Raw genomic sequence first — 16046 nt, 5'->3', positions numbered from 1 at the left:
ACTCGGGTCGTGGAAGCACGACACTGCCAAGAAGCGAGTGGCCCAACGGCAACCTCGCAGCTCCGGCCGCCGTGTCCGACCTCTCAGTCGGCGTCCGTGACGTACAGGATCAGGGCGGCGAGGCCGACGGGGGCGGTGGTCAGGATGACGTCCGGGGTGTCGCTCTCGCGGAGGCGGATCGTTCCGTCGGGGGCGGTGGCGACGTAGAGGCAGTTGCCTTCCGGGCCGCCGCTGTACGACGACTTCTGCCAGTGCAGTTCGGGCATCCGCGCCTCCTCAGAGGGTGTAGAGCACGTGCTGGATGAGGGCCAGCGAGTCCTTCACCGAGTGTGTTTCGGGGGCCAACGATACGTCGATAGGGGCGAGGGCGTTCTTCGCGATCCGGTCGAACAGCGAGTTGTACTCCTGGAGCTGGCGCTGCTGGACCAAGTAGTGGGAGCCCAGAAGCTGTTCGACCACTACCGTGCCCAACTTCGGGTTGGCGGGGATGATATGGGCGAAGTTGCCGGTGAGAGCCGCGTGTGCCTGGGACGTGAACGGATAGACCTGGATGGTGACGTTCGGCATACGCGCCAGCTCGATGAGATGCAGCAACTGCTCCCGTACGACCTCGGTGCGGCCGAACCGCATGTGCAGCGCGGACTCGTGGATGACGGCATGCACGGAGGGCGGGTTCTCGCGCGTCAGGATGTGCTGCCGTTCCATCCGGAACCGCAGCCCCTCCTCGATGTTGGCGAAGCCCAGGTCCTCACTGGTGAAGATGGCTCGCGTGTAGTCGGCGGTCTGGAAGAGGCCCGGGATGAACAGTGGCTCGTGCGTCCGGATGGCCGCGGCCTCTGATTCGAGCTCGGCCAGGTTCAGCGCGTGCGACCCCATGTGCTTCCGGTACGTGCGCCACCAGCCTTTGCCGCTCGTCTCGGACAGAGAGACCAAGGACTCGACATAGGGATCCTCTGAGCAACCGTAAACCAGGCAGAGCTCGAGCAGTCGCTCGGTGAGGATCGAGGTCCGGCCGGCTTCGATGTGCCCCAGCTGCCCGCGTGTCATGCCGATCCGGTCGGCGGCTTCGCTGGTGGTCAACCCGGCGCGTTCGCGCAGTTGTTTGAGTTCGAAGCCGAGTCGCCGCTGTCGCTCGGTGATGGTGGTGCGCAGTCCCACGGGTTCTCCTTGGTGATCGGCCCAAAGTCTGCCCCGTCGGCGGTAGTTAGTCCATCGATTCTGGCGATCAGGTTGCTCGCGAGAACCCTTCATCGCTACCTTGAGTGTGGCTTCGGTGACTTACCGAAACCGCACAACCTCCCCTGCCCATAAGCCGACAGAGCACCCGAACCCCCACCCGGGCATCGCCATCGCAGGGCAAGCCACCCCCTCGTACCAAGGAGCCCCCATGGACCCAGCCCGCCACCCCGCCGCCCACCGCCCTACTCAACTCACCCACGAATACAGCCTCTTCGCCCCCGCCGACGCCACCGCCCCCCGCCTCTGCCGTGACTTCGTACGGGCCGTTCTCTTCACCCACGACCGCGAGCCCCTCGTCATGCCCGCCGCCCTGTGCACCTCTGAACTCGTCACCAACGTCCACCTGCACACCAAGGGCACCGCCATGCTCCGCGTCCGCCTCACCCCGGCCCGCTTCCACGTGAGCGTCTTCGACGAGAGCCCCGACCCGCCCGTCGTCACGCACCCCGCCGCCGGAGCCGTTGCCTGCTGGGGGAGAGGGCTCGCGCTCGTCGCGGAGATGGCGGACACATGGGGTGTCGCAGCCGAGAGGGCCGGTCGGTTCGCGAAGGGGGTGTGGTTCGAGCTGGGCGGGAATGGTGGATCGTTCCGCCCTCGCTCGAACGGGTGAGCAGGGGGTATTTCCCCTGCTCAGCCGTATAGCCGTACCTACCGTGATCGCGTTGCTTGTGCCCCAAGCACGCCCAGCCCACACTTGAGGAGGTGACGCCACCATGACTGCTGTTGCGCACGAAAGGCCGGAGACCATGACCGAGACCATGACCGAGTCTTTCTCCCCGGCCGAGAACGGCCCCGAGCTGGACGAGGTCCTGTGGCAGCTATGGAAGGCCAGCGAACTCCCCGAGGGCTACCGCGCTGAGATCATTGAGGGAGCCATCGAGGTGTCGCCCACCGGACGCTTTTCGCATGCCCAGATTGTCAACCGTCTGCGGGACGCCTTGGGGATCTTTCTGCACGACAGTGACTACGGTGCCTGGAACGACACGAATGTGATCCACGCGCTCAAGGCCTGGATTCCGGACGGATTGGTAGCTCCTCGGGACGCGGAGCAGGCCGAGGCGGAGGATGGCCTCGGTATCAAGGCTTCTGCGGTCGAGATGGTCGTCGAAGTCGTCTCCCCCGGCAAGCGCAACCAGGACCGCGACCGCCTCCGCAAGCGCCGCGAATACGCCCGCGCCGGCATCCCCGTCTACGTGCTCATCGACGACTACGACGACCAGGGCGCCGTCACCCTCTTCACCGGCCCTCGCCCCGACCAGGCCGACTGGGAGGACATCCACCGCGTCCCCTACGGCACCGAAGTCACGATCCCCGAAGGCCCCGCCAAGGGATTCGTGATCGGGGAGGCGATCACCGGCCCGAAGCGGGCCTGAGGTCAGCGAGGGGGCGAAGCTGCCGATGTGCGCCTGTACCGGGCCGGCCCGGCAATGCTCTGGTCTGCACGGAATCTTCATGCCGCCGCTGCGGAAAAGCCCCAGAACAAACACTGTGTGATCGCACATCCTTGGTTGATGCGTCAAGCAATCGCGATAGCGTCAGTTGACCGATCAACAAAGACCTCTTCATTGCAGGGACACCCTGCAACGAATGATCCGAAGTTCGGGGTGAAGTGAATGAGCGCGACCACCACTGTGAGCGGGCAACTGAGCGGCAAGGCCGCCTTGGTGACCGGCGCGAGCCGCGGCATCGGCGCGGCCATCGCCCGTCGCCTGGCCCGGGAGGGCGCGGCCGTGGCGATCACGTACAACTCGTCTCCCGGCCACGCCGACAAGGTCGTCGAGAGCATCACGTCCGAAGGCGGCAAAGCCGTGGCCATCGCGGCCGACGCGGGGGACGCGGAAGCGGTCCGGGCGGCGGTCAACGGCACCGTGGAGGCCTTCGGCCGGCTGGACATCCTGGTGAACAACGCCGGGGGCGGTGCCGTCGGACCGATCGAGCAGCTCACCGTCGACGACTTCGACCGGTCCGTCGCGTTGAACATACGCTCGGTGTTCGTGGCCACCCAGGAGGCGCTGCGGCACATGGGGGACGGCGGCCGGATCATCTCGATCGGCAGCGTCTTCGCCGAGCGGATGCCGATGCCGAACGGCACGCCGTACGCCCTCACCAAAGCGGCCATCGGCGGTTTCACCCGGGCGCTGGCCCGGGAATTGGGGCCGAGGGCGATCACAGTGAACAACGTCCAGCCCGGCCCGGTCGACACCGACAGCAATCCGGCCGACGGTGACCTCGCGCCGCTGATGATCCCGCTGACCCCGGCTGGACGGTTCGCCTCCCCCGAGGAGCTGACCGGCCTGATCGTCTACCTCGCCGGCCCCGAATCGGGCTTCGTGACGGGCGCGACGATCAACATCGACGGCGGCTACACGGTCTGAGCCGCTCGGACGCCTGACCGGCACCCTTGTGTCACCGGGTAGTTCCAGCCGGCCCGCGTACCGGCCCGCGTACCGGCCCGCGTACCGGCCCGCGTACCGGCCCGCGTACCGGCCCGCGTACCGGCCCGCTTCTGGCCCCTCACCCCACCCGAGTGAACTCCACAGTCACCTCCGGCAACCCACCAGCCACCCCCCGATAAACCCCCTTGTGCGGCGTCACATCGTCATAGTCCCGCCCCCGCCCCACCACCACATGCGACTCGTCGGCCCGTGTCCGGTTGGTGGGGTCGTAGCCGCACCAGTCGCCGGCCCAGTACTCGACCCAGGCGTGGCTCTGGCCGGCGACGGGGCGGTGGAGTTCCGCGTCCCGTTCGGGGTGGAGGTAGCCGGAGACGTAGCGCGTGGGGAGGCCCAGGCCTCGCAGCAGGGCGAGGGTGACGTGGGCGATGTCCTGGCAGACGCCCGCGCCCTGTTCCCAGGCCTCGGCGGCGGAGGTGGTCACCCCGGTGGAGCCGGGGAGGTAGGAGACGCGGTCGGCGACCAGGGCCGAGACGGTGGCGGCCGTCTCGTGCGGGTCGAGGCCGGCCGACGCGGCCCTCGCCTGCTCGATCAGGTCGGCGGGGAGGGTCGTACGGAGAGTTTCGCCCGCGAATTCCAGGAGGCGGGAGCGGGCGGTGTGTGCGGCTACTTCCGGCCAGTCCGGGGGCTGGGGGAGGGGGCCCGGCGCGTGGGTCTCGACCAGGCTGGAGGCGGTGATGGTCAGGTCGGCGTGCGGGTCCATCAGGTCGAAGCCGGTGACCTGGGTGCCCCAGTAGTCCCAGTACGACCAGGTGGTGGCCGTCGGGCTGACGGTGACCCGGGAGTCCAGCGTGGTCTGGTGGGGCAGGGTCAGCGGGGTCATGCGGACCTCGTTGTGCGAGGAGACGGCGGCCTGGGCATAGGAGACCCGGGTGACGTGCCGGATGCGGAGGCGGCGCATGCCCTTGGTGGTCATCGTGGTCATGGTCGTCATCTCAGGCTCCTTCGGTGGCCCACTCGACGGGGCCCTGGTAGGGGAAGAACCGCTCGGCCACGCCGTCCGCGGACGCCATGCAGGCCTGCTGCAAGTCGCGGAGGAGGTGCGGGAGCTGGTCTTCCAGTGCCTGGGAGTCCAGGTACTCGAGGCGGGTGCGCATCCGGCCGATCGGGCGGCGCGCCGGGTCCTGGCGGGGGCGGCCGAGCGCGGCCAGGCACTCCTCCGCCGTCGTCAGGGCGTGCAGCGCGGAGCGCGGGAACTCCCGGTCCATGAGCAGGAATTCGGCCACCCGCGAGGTGTCGCCGAAGCCGCTGTGCACGCGCGCGTACGCCTCGTCGGCGCCGGACGCGCTGAGCAGGGTCGGCCAGTCGGGCGCGTGCGCCGCGTCGAGTACGCGCACGGACAGCAGCCGTACGGTCATGTCCACCCGTTCCAGGCTCCTGCCCAGGACGACGAAACGCCAGCTGTCGTCGCGGCTCATGGTGGAGTCGGCCAGGCCGAAGAAGAGGGCCGCCCGGCGGCGTACCAGTTCCAGGTACGCGTACGGACCGGTACGGCGGGCCGCGAGCCGTTGGTCGGCGAGGGCGTGCCAGGTGGAGTTGAGGCACTCCCACATCTCGGAGGAGACCGCCTCGCGGGCGCTGCGGGCGTTGAGCCGGGCCGCGCCGAGCGCGCCCTCGATGGAGCAGGTGGAGCGGGCGTCGAAGGCCAGCTGGTCCAAGACCTGCTGCATGTCGACGCGTTGCTCGCCCGCGTCGACGCCGAGGATCGCGTACAGCGACCGGCAGGCCGCGTCCTCGTCGCGCCAGGGATCCTCCAGCATGCGGTGCAGGTAGGCGTCGAGGATGCGGCCGGTGTTGTCGGCGCGCTCGACATACCGTCCGGTCCAGGTGAGGGCCTCGGCTATCCGGGACAGGATCACGTCGTTCACTGTTGCTGCGCCCCTTCCTGTACGACGGCGGGGGCGCCGTCGGGTCCGAGCTGGCGGGGCGCCACGTCGGGCACCGAGCCGTTGCCGACCGGGGCGGGCTGCTGCGCGGGCCCCTCGGCGAGCACCCAGGTGTCCTTGGAGCCGCCGCCCTGGCTGGAGTTGACGATCAGGTTGCCCTCCTGGAGGGCGACGCGGGTCAGGCCGCCGGGCAGGACCCAGACGTCGTTGCCGTCGTTGACGGCGAAAGGCCGTAGGTCTATGTGGCGCGGCGCCATGCGTTCGCCCGCGAGGGTGGGGGAGGTCGACAGGGCGACGGGCCGCTGGGCGATGAAGCCGCGGGGATCGGCGATGACGGCCGCGCGGGTGCGTTCGAGGGTCTCGCGGTCGGCCTTCGGTCCGATGACGATGCCCTGGCCGCCGGCGCCGTCGACCGGCTTGATGACCAGCTGGTCGATCTGGTCGAGGACGGCATCCAGCTGGCCGGGTTCGTCCGGCCGGAAGGACTCCACGTTGGGAAGAATCGGTTCTTCGGAGAGGTAGTACCGGATCAGGTCCGGGACGTACGTGTAGAGCAGCTTGTCGTCCGCGATGCCGTTGCCGACCGCGTTGGCAAGGGTGACGTTCCCCGCGAGGGCGGCGCCCATGATGCCGGGGCAGCCGATCACCGAGTCGGGGCGGAAGTGGAGCGGGTCGAGGAAGTCGTCGTCCAGGCGCCGGTATACGACATGGACGGGTACCTCGCCGCGGGTGGTCCGCATCCACACCCGGTTGCCGCGGCAGGCGAGGTCGTGCCCCTCGACCAGCTGCACGCCCATCAGCCGGGCGAGCAGCGCGTGTTCGAAGTAGGCGGCGTTGCTCGGCCCGGGGGTCAGGACGACCACCCGCGGGTCCTGGGTGCCGTCGGGCGCGGCGGCGCGCAGGGCGGCGAGCAGGCGCTGGGCGTATCCGTCGACGGGGACGACGTGCTGCTCGGCGAAGAGGGACGGGAAGATCCGGGTCATCGCGCGCCGGTTCTCGATGACGTACGAGACCCCGCTGGGCACGCGCACGTTGTCCTCGAGGACCCGGAAGTCCCCGGCCTCGTCCCGGACGAGATCGATGCCGGCGACGTGGATGCGTACGCCTCCCGGGGGCTCGACCCCATGGGCCGCACGGTGGAAGTGGGGGGAGTTGAGGAGCAGCCGCCAGGGCACGACCCCGTCCTCGAAGGCACGGGCGGGCCCGTAGGCGTCGGAGAGGTAGGCCTCCAGGGCCCTGACTCTCTGGCTCACCCCGCGTTGTATGAGATCCCATTCCAGGGCGTCCAGGATCCTGGGCACGAGGTCCAGCGGCCAGGGCCGCTCCTCGCCCGCGAAGGCGTAGGTCACTCCTCGGTCGGTGAACGCTCTGGCCATCTGGTCGGCCCGGAAGCGCAGTTCGCTCGGCTCGATCGGCTGCAGTGCCGCCAGCACCGGCTCATAGGCGGTCCTGACCTCACCCGGCCGCTCAAACATCTCGTCCCACGCGTCGGCCAACGCGTACGCGTCAAATATGTCCGCCATGGCCTGACGTTAGAGGCGGGACGTAACGCGACGATCACTCGGGCATTTCCGGGAACGCACGCGGAACAGGGGTGCGGGTGTGGTGTCCGGGGCGAGTGGCGCCGCGGAGTGTCGTGGCTGTGGCGGCGCGGGTTCCGCCGGGTGCCCGGCGGGTACTGAACACCACCGTCAGCTTGTTGCAACCCGACTGGCGGAGGCGTGGATGTAGTGGGGCATACCGGCGTTTTCTCCCTCCTGAGGCGGGAGGAGCCGTGTTGCGGAGCGGGTCGGGTCCGCGCATAGTTGCGCTGCGAAAGACGCTGGAACCGGGGGTGGAACGGGCGATGGCCGGGCACGGGACGGACGAGCATCCGCACGGTGCCGACCGGCTGTGCGAGGCCGGGGATCGCGTGTATTCCCGGGCCGTGCGGCGGGGCCGCGTGCCGCGCGAGGACGCCGAGCCGGTGCCCTGCCTGCTGGATCTGGCCCTGCTCCACCCGGACCCCGACGACATGGCCTGGCTGGTGCCGACGGCACCCCAGGAGGTCATGACGCGGCTGCTGCGCGGACTGTACGACGAGGTCAGCGCGAGCCAGCGGCGGGTGGGCTCGGCGGTCGCGGCCTTCGAGTGGTACGCGGGCCTCGGCCCGCAGCGGCAGGCGGCCACCGCCGAGGGCGGCGCGATCCGCGTCCTCGACGGACTCTCCCGCATCCAGGCGGCGATGGACGAGGCGACGGAGGCCTGCACGACGGAGGTCCTGACCGTCCAGCCCGGCGGCATCCGCCCCGAGCACGAGCTGACGGAAGGCCTGCACCGGGCGCTGGCGCTGCGCGGCCGGGGCGTTCGCATGCGCGATCTGTACACGCACGTGGCGCGGCACGGGCAGGGCCTGCTCAACTACCTGGAGTTGATGGGCGGCACGGTCCAGGCGCGGACCCTCGACGAGGTGATCGACCGCCTGATCCTGTTCGACCGTACGGTGGCCTTCATCCCGGCGAACGCCGACCGCACCCTGGCGCTGGAGCTACGGCATCCGGCGCTGGTGGAGTACCTGGTGACGGTCTTCGAGCGTCTGTGGCGCCTGGCGATCCCGCTGACCGCCCCCCTCCCCGACACCGGCATCGAGGGCATCTCGCACCGGGAGCAGTCCATCGCGGCGCTGCTCGCGGAGGGCCACCAGGACGCGGTGATCGCGGAACGGCTGGGGATCAGCGTCCGGACGTGCCGGGCGCACATCGCGCGCCTGTCGGAGACGCTCGGTGCGGCCAGCCGTACGCAACTGGGCGTCCGCATCGCCCAGGTGGGCCTGGACGGTAGGTCCCGTCCGGCCGATGTGGGGTTGGGGTCCGTCCCTCACCCTTCCTGATCAAGGATCCCGGACCGTCCGATGAGATAACCGAGCTGCGCCCTGCTCTCGCTGCCGAGGGTGGAGGCGAGTTTGGCGATGTGGACGCGGGCGGTGCGGATGTTCATGCCGAGGCGGTCGGCTATGACGGCATCGGTGTGGCCCTCGACGAGGAGGGCGGCTATCGCGCGTTGGCGGGGGGTGACGCCGTTCAGGGCGGGTTGTTGGACTGCCCGGGGGTACATGGGGGTGGCCAGGCGCCAGAGGCGGTCGAAGGTGGTGGCCAGGAAAGTGACGATGGCCGGGTGGCGGATCTCCAACGCCAGCGTCCGGTCCGCGTTCGCCGGGATGAAGGCCACCGCACGGTCGAGGATGAGGATGCGCTCCGTCACTTCGTCCAGGGAGCGGGCTTCCACGTCACCTCGCAGTTCTTCGTAGCGGCGGAGGACGGTCGGCGCGTGGCGGAGGGTGTGCTGGTAGAGCGTGCGGATGCGGCCGCCGCGGTCGAGCAGGGCCTGGTCGCGGACCACCGCTTCATCAATGACACTGGGGGTCAGGCGGGTGTGGCTGGTGTGTGGCTGGATGGCGAGGAGCTCGCCCGAGGTGTCGGCCATGGCCTGGGCTATGGCCTGCCTGATCCGGCCGAGGCCGCTGAGAACGGTGACCGTGGGGGTGTTCTCGGCTCCCGTCATGCGGCCGTCGATCCGCAGCAGCGGTTCGAACATGTCCGCCAACCGCTGTTCGCGCCTGCGCTCGTCCGCGATGCGTTCCTCGGCGGTTCGCAGCATCCGGTGCAGGGCGACGGCCGGGGCGACGGGCTCCAGCCGGTTCAGGTCCGCCACGGAGGGATGCAGGAGCCCGAAGTCGACCAGACAGGGTGCCGCTTCCGCGTCGGCCGAGCTCACGTGGCCTTCGCGCAGGGCACGCTCGTACAGCACCGTTCCCGTCGCGCACAGGTCTTCCACGCTGTGCTCCCGGTGCGGCGCGGCCACTTGCGTCGTCGTAGGGGTGCGGACCTCGCTCACGGATGACCGTCTTCCTTCACGCCCGCGTGATCCTGGTCCAGGATCCCCGACTGGGCGATGAGAAAGCCGAGTTGTGCCCGGCTCCCACTGCCCAGGGCCGCGGCGAGTTTGGCGATGTGAGCGCGGCAGGTGCGGACGTTCATGCCGAGTCGCCTTGCGATCGCCTCGTCCACGTGGCCGTCGATGAGGAGCTTGGCGATGGATCGCTGGACGCCGGTGATGCCCTCGGGTGTGGATTCGTACCGGACTTCGTCCATGAGGGGGGTTGCCCGCTGCCAGAGCTGTTCGAAGACCCTGATGAGGTACTGCACGAGACCGGGATGGCGCAGTTCCAGGGCGACCGTCCGGTCGTCCTGGGCGGGGATGAAGGCGACCGTGGTGTCGCAGATGATGAGCCGCTCGATGAGTTCTTCGAGCGTGCGGATCTCCACCTTGGCGCCGGCCATCTTGTCCATGTAGGCGTAGGTGCTCTGGCTGTGCCGGACCGTGTGCTGGTAGAGGGTGCGCATGGAGATGCCGCGCTCGATCAGCGGCTTGCTGCGCTTCAGTGCCTGGCTGAGGATGTGCTCCGGCCGACTGCCGCCGGGCTGGATCGTCAGGACTTCGGTGCGGGCCTCGGCGATCGCCACGTCGAGCGCCGAATGGATGCGGTCGATGCCCTCCAGCACGGTGATGGCGTGCGTGGTCGCGGGTTTCTGGGCACTGATCTCCAGGAACGGCTGGAAGGTGCCCGCAAGGTCGAGGGTGAGCCGACGTCGGTCCTGGATCTCGCGTTCCAGGGGCTGGAGCTGCTGAGCCAGCACGACGGACGGCGGAACCGGGCGGAGCCACTGGGCGTCGTCCGGATCGGGGTGGAGCAAGGCGAACTCGAGCAGACATGGGGCAGGCTCGACCTCACGGCGAGAGACGCGTCCTGCGCCGAGGGCGTTGGCATAGATACGCGCACCTTCGGCACATAGATCGGCTATGCCATGCGGATGTATCCCTTTTGTGTTCTTCGATGGCAAATCTCCACCCCCCAGGGTCCTGAACGTGCAGGAACATGATGCATCGCATGTGTGGCATTGACGTGCCTGAATGAGCCATCGTCTTGTTTCACGGGGGAGAGGAAGCCATCAAGTGAGGACGAAGCCGACTATGAAAAAGAGAATGCTTCGCTCGGTGCTTGCCACTGCCTTCGTTGTTGCGCTGGCCAGCGGTGCGGCCGGTCCTCTCGACGTCGGCTGGGCGAGTCCCACTGGAGAGGCGAGCACGGCCGCGGTGAAGGATGTCGGCTGGGCGACTGTCGCCGGTGCCAGCGCGGACGTCGGTTGGGCGATCACCCCCGGCGCCAGTGATGACGTCGGCTGGTCGACCCCGGCGGGCGCGGACGCATGACCACTCCACCCGACGACCGCTCCTTCCGCCGCGAAATGGCCACCGCCTACCGCTCGGGATGGCACTTCATCGACCTCGTCACCGCGATCCCCCACGCCGGTGACTCGCTGATGGTGACCGTCTTCGGTGAGCCGGTCGTCGTGACGCGCGACGAGGACGAGGACGTACGGGCCTACCGGTGCCTGAGGAAGCCCCGGGGTGCGCCGCAGCCTGTGCGGTGTGCCATTCGGTACGGAATGATCTTTGTGAACCTGGACCAGCGGGACCATCGACTGGTGGAGTCGGACACTCCGCCCGTAAGGACCATCTCAGCCACCCCCCGCAGTGCCTGACGCGATTCCCCCGTCGTAACAGATCGCTCAGGTGCTTCCCCCCCGCAGCGGCGTCACCGTGACCTGAACACGGTGACGCCGCTGCAGTTTTGCGGGACATTTCCGGGTATCGGGTGGATCGAGGTGTGGCCGAAAGCGGTCGATCTTGCGTACGGGGCGGGTTTCGGCGGCCCTCGAAGACCGACCGTTCGTCCTCTTTCCCTCCCCCGACCCCTCCCCGGCCCTTCGGTCCGGCCCTCAGCCCCGCCCCATCGCCCGCGTCAGCGCTATCTCGATGACCACCCGCGTCGGGTTCGGACGCGGTGCGTGCCCGTAGCGCTCCTCGTAGCGGTGCTCCGCCTCCGCGACGTGTTCCGCCTCCGTGCGCACGAACGCCCGCCCCTCCAGCGTGGCCCAGCGGCGGCCGTCGACCTGGCAGACCGCGACGAGGGCCCCAGCCGGCCCCGCCGCCAGGATGTTGCGGACCTTGGTGCTCTTCTTGTCCGCGATCACCCGAGCCAGACGGCCCTCGGGGTCGTATGTCACTCCGACCGGTACTACGTGCGGGCTGCCGTCCGGGCGTGGTGTCGTCAGGGTGCACAGATGCCGTTCGCGCCAGAAGCTGAGGTACGGCGCGTCCGGGGCACCCGGGTCCTGAGGGTATGCGGCCATGGTCCGGAAGTTAGCCGGTCCAGGACCCCCACCGGACACCTTGAGTGGAATAGACTCAACTTTGTGTACGTTGATTGAGTCATGTGAGACGGGACGGCTGACGCAAGGACGCCGAGGAGGAGACAGCGAACGTGGACGCCGAGCTGACCAACCGGAGCCGGGACGCCATCAACGCGGCCGGCAACCGGGCCGTGACCGAGGGGCACCCGGACCTCACCCCGGCCCACCTGCTCCTGGCGCTTCTGCAGGGGCGAGGCCATCAAGCAAACGAGAACATCGTCGATCTGCTGGCCGCCGTCGACGCCGACCAGGCCGCCGTGCGGGCCGGCGCGGAGAAGGTGCTGGCCTCGCTGCCCAGCGTGACCGGGTCGACCGTCGCGCCCCCGCAGCCCAACCGCGAACTGCTCGCCGTGATCGCGGACGCCCAGGAGCGGGCCAAGGAGCTCGGTGACGAGTACCTCTCCACCGAGCACCTGCTGATCGGGATCGCCGCGAAGGGCGGCCCGGCCGGGGACGTACTCTCCGGGCAGGGGGCCACGGCGAAGAAGCTGTCGGAGGCCTTCCAGAAGGCAAGGGGAGGACGCCGCGTGACCACCGCCGATCCCGAGGGTCAGTACAAGGCCCTGGAGAAGTTCGGGACCGACTTCACCGCCGCCGCGCGGGAGGGCAAGCTCGATCCCGTCATCGGGCGGGACCAGGAGATCCGCCGCGTGGTGCAGGTGCTGTCCCGCCGGACCAAGAACAACCCCGTGCTCATCGGCGAGCCCGGCGTCGGCAAGACCGCCGTGGTCGAAGGGCTCGCCCAGCGGATCATCAAGGGCGACGTGCCCGAGTCCCTCAAGAACAAGCGGCTCGTCGCGCTCGACATCAGCGCCATGGTCGCCGGGGCGAAGTACCGCGGTGAGTTCGAGGAGCGGCTGAAGACCGTCCTCGCGGAGATCAAGGACTCCGACGGGCAGGTCATCACCTTCATCGACGAGCTGCACACCGTCGTGGGCGCCGGCGCCGGCGGGGACTCCTCGATGGACGCCGGCAACATGCTCAAGCCCATGCTCGCCCGCGGTGAGCTGCGCATGGTCGGTGCCACGACCCTGGACGAGTACCGCGAGCGGATCGAGAAGGACCCCGCCCTGGAGCGCCGCTTCCAGCAGGTGCTGGTCGCCGAGCCGAGCGTCGAGGACACCATCGCCATCCTGCGCGGGCTCAAGGGCCGCTACGAGGCCCACCACAAGGTCGTGATCGCGGACAGCGCGCTGGTCGCGGCCGCGACCCTCTCCGACCGGTACATCACCTCCCGCTTCCTCCCCGACAAGGCCATCGACCTGGTCGACGAGGCGGCCTCCCGCCTCCGCATGGAGATCGACTCCTCGCCCCTGGAGATCGACGAACTCCAGCGCGGTGTCGACCGGTTGAAGATGGAGGAGCTCGCGCTGGTCAAGGAGACCGACCCGGCCTCGCGCGAGCGGCTGGAGCGGCTGCGGCGCGATCTCGCCGACAAGGAGGAGGAGCTGCGGGGCCTGACCGCCCGCTGGGAGAAGGAGAAGCAGTCCCTCAACCGCGTCGGCGAGCTGAAGGAGAAGCTCGACGAACTGCGCGGCCAGGCCGAACGGGCCCAGCGCGACGGCGACTTCGACACCGCCTCCAAGCTGCTGTACGGCGAGATCCCCACCCTGGAACGGGACCTGGAGGCCGCCTCGCAGGCCGAGGAGGAAGCCTCCAAGGACACCATGGTCAAGGAGGAGGTCGGCGCCGACGACATCGCCGACACCGTCGCCGCCTGGACCGGCATCCCCGCCGGGCGTCTCCTGGAGGGCGAGACGCAGAAACTCCTGCGCATGGAGGAGGAGTTGGGCCGTCGCCTCATCGGGCAGACGGAGGCCGTGCAGGCCGTGTCGGACGCCGTACGGCGCACCCGCGCCGGCATCGCGGACCCCGACCGCCCGACCGGCTCCTTCCTCTTCCTCGGCCCCACCGGCGTCGGCAAGACCGAACTGGCCAAGGCCCTCGCCGACTTCCTGTTCGACGACGAGCGGGCGATGGTCCGCATCGACATGAGCGAGTACGGCGAGAAGCACACGGTGTCCCGGCTCGTCGGCGCCCCTCCCGGCTACGTCGGCTACGAGGAGGGCGGCCAGCTCACGGAGGCGGTGCGGCGGCGGCCGTACAGCGTCGTCCTGCTCGACGAGGTCGAGAAGGCGCACCCGGAGGTCTTCGACATCCTCCTCCAGGTGCTGGACGACGGCCGCCTGACGGACGGCCAGGGCCGAACGGTGGACTTCCGCAACACGATCCTGGTCCTCACCTCGAACCTGGGCAGCCAGTTCCTCGTCGACCCGATCACTAGCGAGGCGGAGAAGAAGGAGCAGGTGCTGGAGTTGGTCCGGTCCTCCTTCAAGCCGGAGTTCCTCAACCGGCTCGACGACCTGGTCGTCTTCTCGGCCCTGTCGAAGGACGAGCTGAGCCGGATCGCCCGCCTCCAGATCGACCGCCTCGCGGTCCGCCTCGCCGAACGCCGCCTCACCCTGGAGGTCAGCGAGGACGCCCTGGCCTGGCTCGCGACCGAGGGCATGGACCCGGCCTACGGCGCCCGCCCGCTGCGCCGCCTCGTCCAGACCGCCATTGGCGACCGGCTCGCCAAGGAGATCCTCTCCGGCGAGATCAAGGACGGCGACACGGTCCGGGTGGACACGTTCGGGGACGGCCTGATCGTCGGGCCGTCGACCGGCAAGACGCTCTGAACGGACGGACGACACGGGCGGGGATGCCGGTCTTCTCGGCCCCCGCCCGGGTCACGGTCACGGTCACAGTCACAGTCACGGTCACAGTGTGAACGCCACGAACCGCACCCGGGACCAGTCCGGCCCGTCGTGAGTGATGTCCACCTGTACGGCGCCGTGGTCGCCAAACTCCCCGGGGCCCAGGTTCAGGCAGAGGTCGGCCGTGGCCTCGCCGCACTGCGAGGTCCGCGGCTCGGGCCCGCCCCGGTACGTGGCCGCCAGCCAGTCGTGCACCTCGTCGCGGGGCATACGGAAGCGGGCGTCGTAGCGGGTGTCGATGCCGGACTGCACCTCGCAGGCGGTGTCGTCCGCGCCGGAGGGCAGTTCCGCCCCGCCGAAGGCCAGCGCCTCGGCGCAGGGTGCCTTCTCGACCCCCGTCCGTACGGTGTCGTCGGTGAACAGCCACAGGACGAGCAGCACGAGCGCTCCCGCCACCAGCAGGCCCGGTAACGCCAGGATCGCCGCGAACACGCCCCAGCGGGTCCTGCCGGGCGTCCTCGGCTCCGTCACGGGTTCGTTGCCGCTCCGCGTCATGAGTTCCCCTCCGTCGGGTACCGGTCGGTACCTGCTTCCTGCACCTGCTTCCTGCTGACCGGATCATGTCAGCCCGTGGCTCACAGACTCGCCTGGGCTTGCCACCCCCCTCCCCGCATGGGGGAGGATGGCAGGATCCGTACGAAGGGAAAATCACGGTGACCATCGACCCGTCCTCGATTCCGAACTTCGGGGGCCAGCCCGAGCCGCAGCCGTCAGGTCCGGCGGGCCCCGTCGTCCCGGATCAGGACCTCGTGAAGCAGCTCCTCGACCAGATGGAGCTGAAGTATGTCGTCGACGACGAGGGTGACCTCGCGGCGCCGTGGGAGCAGTTCCGTACGTACTTCATGTTCCGTGGTGAGGGAGACCAGCAGGTCTTCTCGGTGCGGACGTTCTACGACCGCCCCCACAAGATCGACGAGAAGCCTCTGCTGCTGGAGTCCATCGACGACTGGAACCGGCGCACCCTGTGGCCCAAGGTCTACACGCACACGCATGACGACGGCACCGTCCGTCTGATCGGCGAGGCGCAGATGCTGATCGGCACCGGCGTCAGCCTGGAGCACTTCGTGTCCTCCACGGTCAGCTGGGTGCGGGCCGCCATCGAGTTCGACAAGTGGCTCGTCGAGCAGCTGGGCCTCGAGCAGGAGGTCAACGACGCGGAGAAGCCCGAAGAGGACGAGTAGGTCCCCCCGGGCCCGTAACGGCCTGTACCGCCCGTAGCGGCGAAGAGAGCCCGGCCAGGGCGCCGACCACCACGGTCGCGTGCCAGGGCCGGGCTCTCGCCGTCCACAGCCTGTGGGAAACCTGGTCAGCCCGCGGACCTCGCTGCCGCCTCGACGGCTACCGTGAGGTGGGCCGCCGGGCGAGGTGCCAGCCTGTGGGGCTGGTCCTGTTCCCAGCGGCCTCCTCCCGAACCCGTCG

16 protein-coding genes are annotated in these 16046 nt (G+C 69.3%); 7 read left to right on the top strand and 9 right to left on the bottom strand.

All coding sequences use genetic code 11. The annotated features are described in order from the left end of the window. Positions 1-83: 83 nt before the first annotated feature. Both AC5P09_RS48920 and AC5P09_RS48915 read right to left on the bottom strand, forming a co-directional pair. A complete protein-coding gene (locus tag AC5P09_RS48920; RefSeq protein ID WP_493880139.1) occupies positions 84-266 on the bottom strand; it encodes a DUF397 domain-containing protein in 183 nt (60 codons plus the stop codon). 10 nt (positions 267-276) lie between these two features. After that, positions 277-1158 carry a helix-turn-helix domain-containing protein gene (locus tag AC5P09_RS48915; RefSeq protein ID WP_493880138.1) on the bottom strand — a complete coding sequence of 294 codons (882 nt, stop codon included), beginning with the start codon at positions 1156-1158 and terminating at the stop codon, positions 277-279. Positions 1159-1387: 229 nt separating this feature from the next. Between AC5P09_RS48915 and AC5P09_RS48910 the strand changes: the two genes are divergently transcribed. The 3 genes from AC5P09_RS48910 to AC5P09_RS48900 all read left to right on the top strand — a co-directional run bounded on the left by AC5P09_RS48910 (position 1388) and on the right by AC5P09_RS48900 (position 3614). Next, the gene (locus AC5P09_RS48910; protein ID WP_493880137.1) at positions 1388-1849 is read left to right on the top strand and encodes an ATP-binding protein; all 462 of its coding nucleotides are present in this window, start codon (positions 1388-1390) and stop codon (positions 1847-1849) included. 103 nt (positions 1850-1952) lie between these two features. Further along, positions 1953-2612 carry a Uma2 family endonuclease gene (locus tag AC5P09_RS48905; protein ID WP_493880136.1) on the top strand — a complete coding sequence of 220 codons (660 nt, stop codon included), beginning with the start codon at positions 1953-1955 and terminating at the stop codon, positions 2610-2612. Positions 2613-2852: 240 nt separating this feature from the next. Then, positions 2853-3614 (top strand): 3-oxoacyl-ACP reductase family protein, encoded by a 762-nt coding sequence (locus AC5P09_RS48900; protein WP_493880135.1) that lies wholly within the window; start codon positions 2853-2855, stop codon positions 3612-3614. Between the two features lie 139 nt (positions 3615-3753). Here the strand turns inward: AC5P09_RS48900 and AC5P09_RS48895 are convergent, their stop codons facing one another. From AC5P09_RS48895 to AC5P09_RS48885, 3 genes are read right to left on the bottom strand one after another with little or no spacing between them, the layout of a single operon-like run. Further along, positions 3754-4626, bottom strand: a complete 873-nt coding sequence (locus AC5P09_RS48895) for a transglutaminase family protein (protein WP_493880134.1) — start codon at positions 4624-4626, stop codon at positions 3754-3756. A gap of 1 nt (position 4627) precedes the next feature. Further along, positions 4628-5560, bottom strand: a complete 933-nt coding sequence (locus tag AC5P09_RS48890; RefSeq protein ID WP_493880133.1) for an alpha-E domain-containing protein — start codon at positions 5558-5560, stop codon at positions 4628-4630. Next, entirely contained in the window at positions 5557-7101 is a 1545-nt protein-coding gene (locus AC5P09_RS48885; protein WP_493880132.1) for a circularly permuted type 2 ATP-grasp protein, read from the bottom strand. The genes AC5P09_RS48890 and AC5P09_RS48885 overlap by 4 nt, the downstream gene beginning before the upstream one ends. 323 nt (positions 7102-7424) lie before the next feature. Between AC5P09_RS48885 and AC5P09_RS48880 the strand changes: the two genes are divergently transcribed. Then, entirely contained in the window at positions 7425-8447 is a 1023-nt protein-coding gene (locus AC5P09_RS48880) for a helix-turn-helix transcriptional regulator (RefSeq protein ID WP_493880131.1), read from the top strand. Here the strand turns inward: AC5P09_RS48880 and AC5P09_RS48875 are convergent. Both AC5P09_RS48875 and AC5P09_RS48870 read right to left on the bottom strand, forming a co-directional pair. Continuing rightward, positions 8435-9418, bottom strand: a complete 984-nt coding sequence (locus AC5P09_RS48875; protein ID WP_493880140.1) for a helix-turn-helix transcriptional regulator — start codon at positions 9416-9418, stop codon at positions 8435-8437. The genes AC5P09_RS48880 and AC5P09_RS48875 overlap by 13 nt on opposite strands. A gap of 29 nt (positions 9419-9447) precedes the next feature. Then, the gene (locus AC5P09_RS48870) at positions 9448-10458 is read right to left on the bottom strand and encodes a helix-turn-helix transcriptional regulator (RefSeq protein ID WP_493880130.1); all 1011 of its coding nucleotides are present in this window, start codon (positions 10456-10458) and stop codon (positions 9448-9450) included. Positions 10459-10824: 366 nt separating this feature from the next. Here AC5P09_RS48870 and AC5P09_RS48865 point away from each other — a divergent pair, with 366 nt between their 5' ends. Further along, entirely contained in the window at positions 10825-11160 is a 336-nt protein-coding gene (locus AC5P09_RS48865) for a Rieske (2Fe-2S) protein (protein ID WP_266436247.1), read from the top strand. 237 nt (positions 11161-11397) lie between these two features. Here the strand turns inward: AC5P09_RS48865 and AC5P09_RS48860 are convergent, their stop codons facing one another. Continuing rightward, complete coding sequence (locus AC5P09_RS48860; RefSeq protein ID WP_493880129.1) at positions 11398-11811, bottom strand: pyridoxamine 5'-phosphate oxidase family protein; 414 nt, start codon at positions 11809-11811, stop codon at positions 11398-11400. 131 nt (positions 11812-11942) lie between these two features. Between AC5P09_RS48860 and clpB the strand changes: the two genes are divergently transcribed. Beyond that, on the top strand, positions 11943-14549 hold the full coding sequence (clpB, locus tag AC5P09_RS48855; RefSeq protein ID WP_493880128.1) for an ATP-dependent chaperone ClpB: 2607 nt from the start codon (positions 11943-11945) through the stop codon (positions 14547-14549). Between the two features lie 81 nt (positions 14550-14630). Here clpB and AC5P09_RS48850 read toward each other — a convergent pair whose 3' ends face one another. Beyond that, positions 14631-15122 carry a hypothetical protein gene (locus AC5P09_RS48850; RefSeq protein ID WP_493880127.1) on the bottom strand — a complete coding sequence of 164 codons (492 nt, stop codon included), beginning with the start codon at positions 15120-15122 and terminating at the stop codon, positions 14631-14633. Between the two features lie 158 nt (positions 15123-15280). Between AC5P09_RS48850 and AC5P09_RS48845 the strand changes: the two genes are divergently transcribed. Beyond that, a complete protein-coding gene (locus tag AC5P09_RS48845) occupies positions 15281-15808 on the top strand; it encodes a YbjN domain-containing protein (protein WP_266436239.1) in 528 nt (175 codons plus the stop codon). The last annotated feature ends 238 nt before the right edge of the window (positions 15809-16046 follow it).

The organism is Streptomyces sp. a15, assembly GCF_059026085.1.
Note: the sequence above shows the minus strand (reverse complement) of the source record. Positions and strands in the feature narration are given on the sequence as shown.

What these genes read in the sequence shown, in the direction of transcription:
- AC5P09_RS48920 (WP_493880139.1), bottom strand. Translation starts at nt 266, where the DNA reads ATGCCCGAACTGCACTGGCAGAAGTCGTCGTACAGCGGCGGCCCGGAA.
- AC5P09_RS48910 (WP_493880137.1), top strand. Translation starts at nt 1,388, where the DNA reads ATGGACCCAGCCCGCCACCCCGCCGCCCACCGCCCTACTCAACTCACC.
- AC5P09_RS48905 (WP_493880136.1), top strand. Translation starts at nt 1,953, where the DNA reads ATGACTGCTGTTGCGCACGAAAGGCCGGAGACCATGACCGAGACCATG.
- AC5P09_RS48900 (WP_493880135.1), top strand. Translation starts at nt 2,853, where the DNA reads ATGAGCGCGACCACCACTGTGAGCGGGCAACTGAGCGGCAAGGCCGCC.
- AC5P09_RS48895 (WP_493880134.1), bottom strand. Translation starts at nt 4,626, where the DNA reads ATGACGACCATGACCACGATGACCACCAAGGGCATGCGCCGCCTCCGC.
- AC5P09_RS48885 (WP_493880132.1), bottom strand. Translation starts at nt 7,101, where the DNA reads ATGGCGGACATATTTGACGCGTACGCGTTGGCCGACGCGTGGGACGAG.
- AC5P09_RS48880 (WP_493880131.1), top strand. Translation starts at nt 7,425, where the DNA reads ATGGCCGGGCACGGGACGGACGAGCATCCGCACGGTGCCGACCGGCTG.
- AC5P09_RS48865 (WP_266436247.1), top strand. Translation starts at nt 10,825, where the DNA reads ATGACCACTCCACCCGACGACCGCTCCTTCCGCCGCGAAATGGCCACC.
- AC5P09_RS48860 (WP_493880129.1), bottom strand. Translation starts at nt 11,811, where the DNA reads ATGGCCGCATACCCTCAGGACCCGGGTGCCCCGGACGCGCCGTACCTC.
- AC5P09_RS48850 (WP_493880127.1), bottom strand. Translation starts at nt 15,122, where the DNA reads ATGACGCGGAGCGGCAACGAACCCGTGACGGAGCCGAGGACGCCCGGC.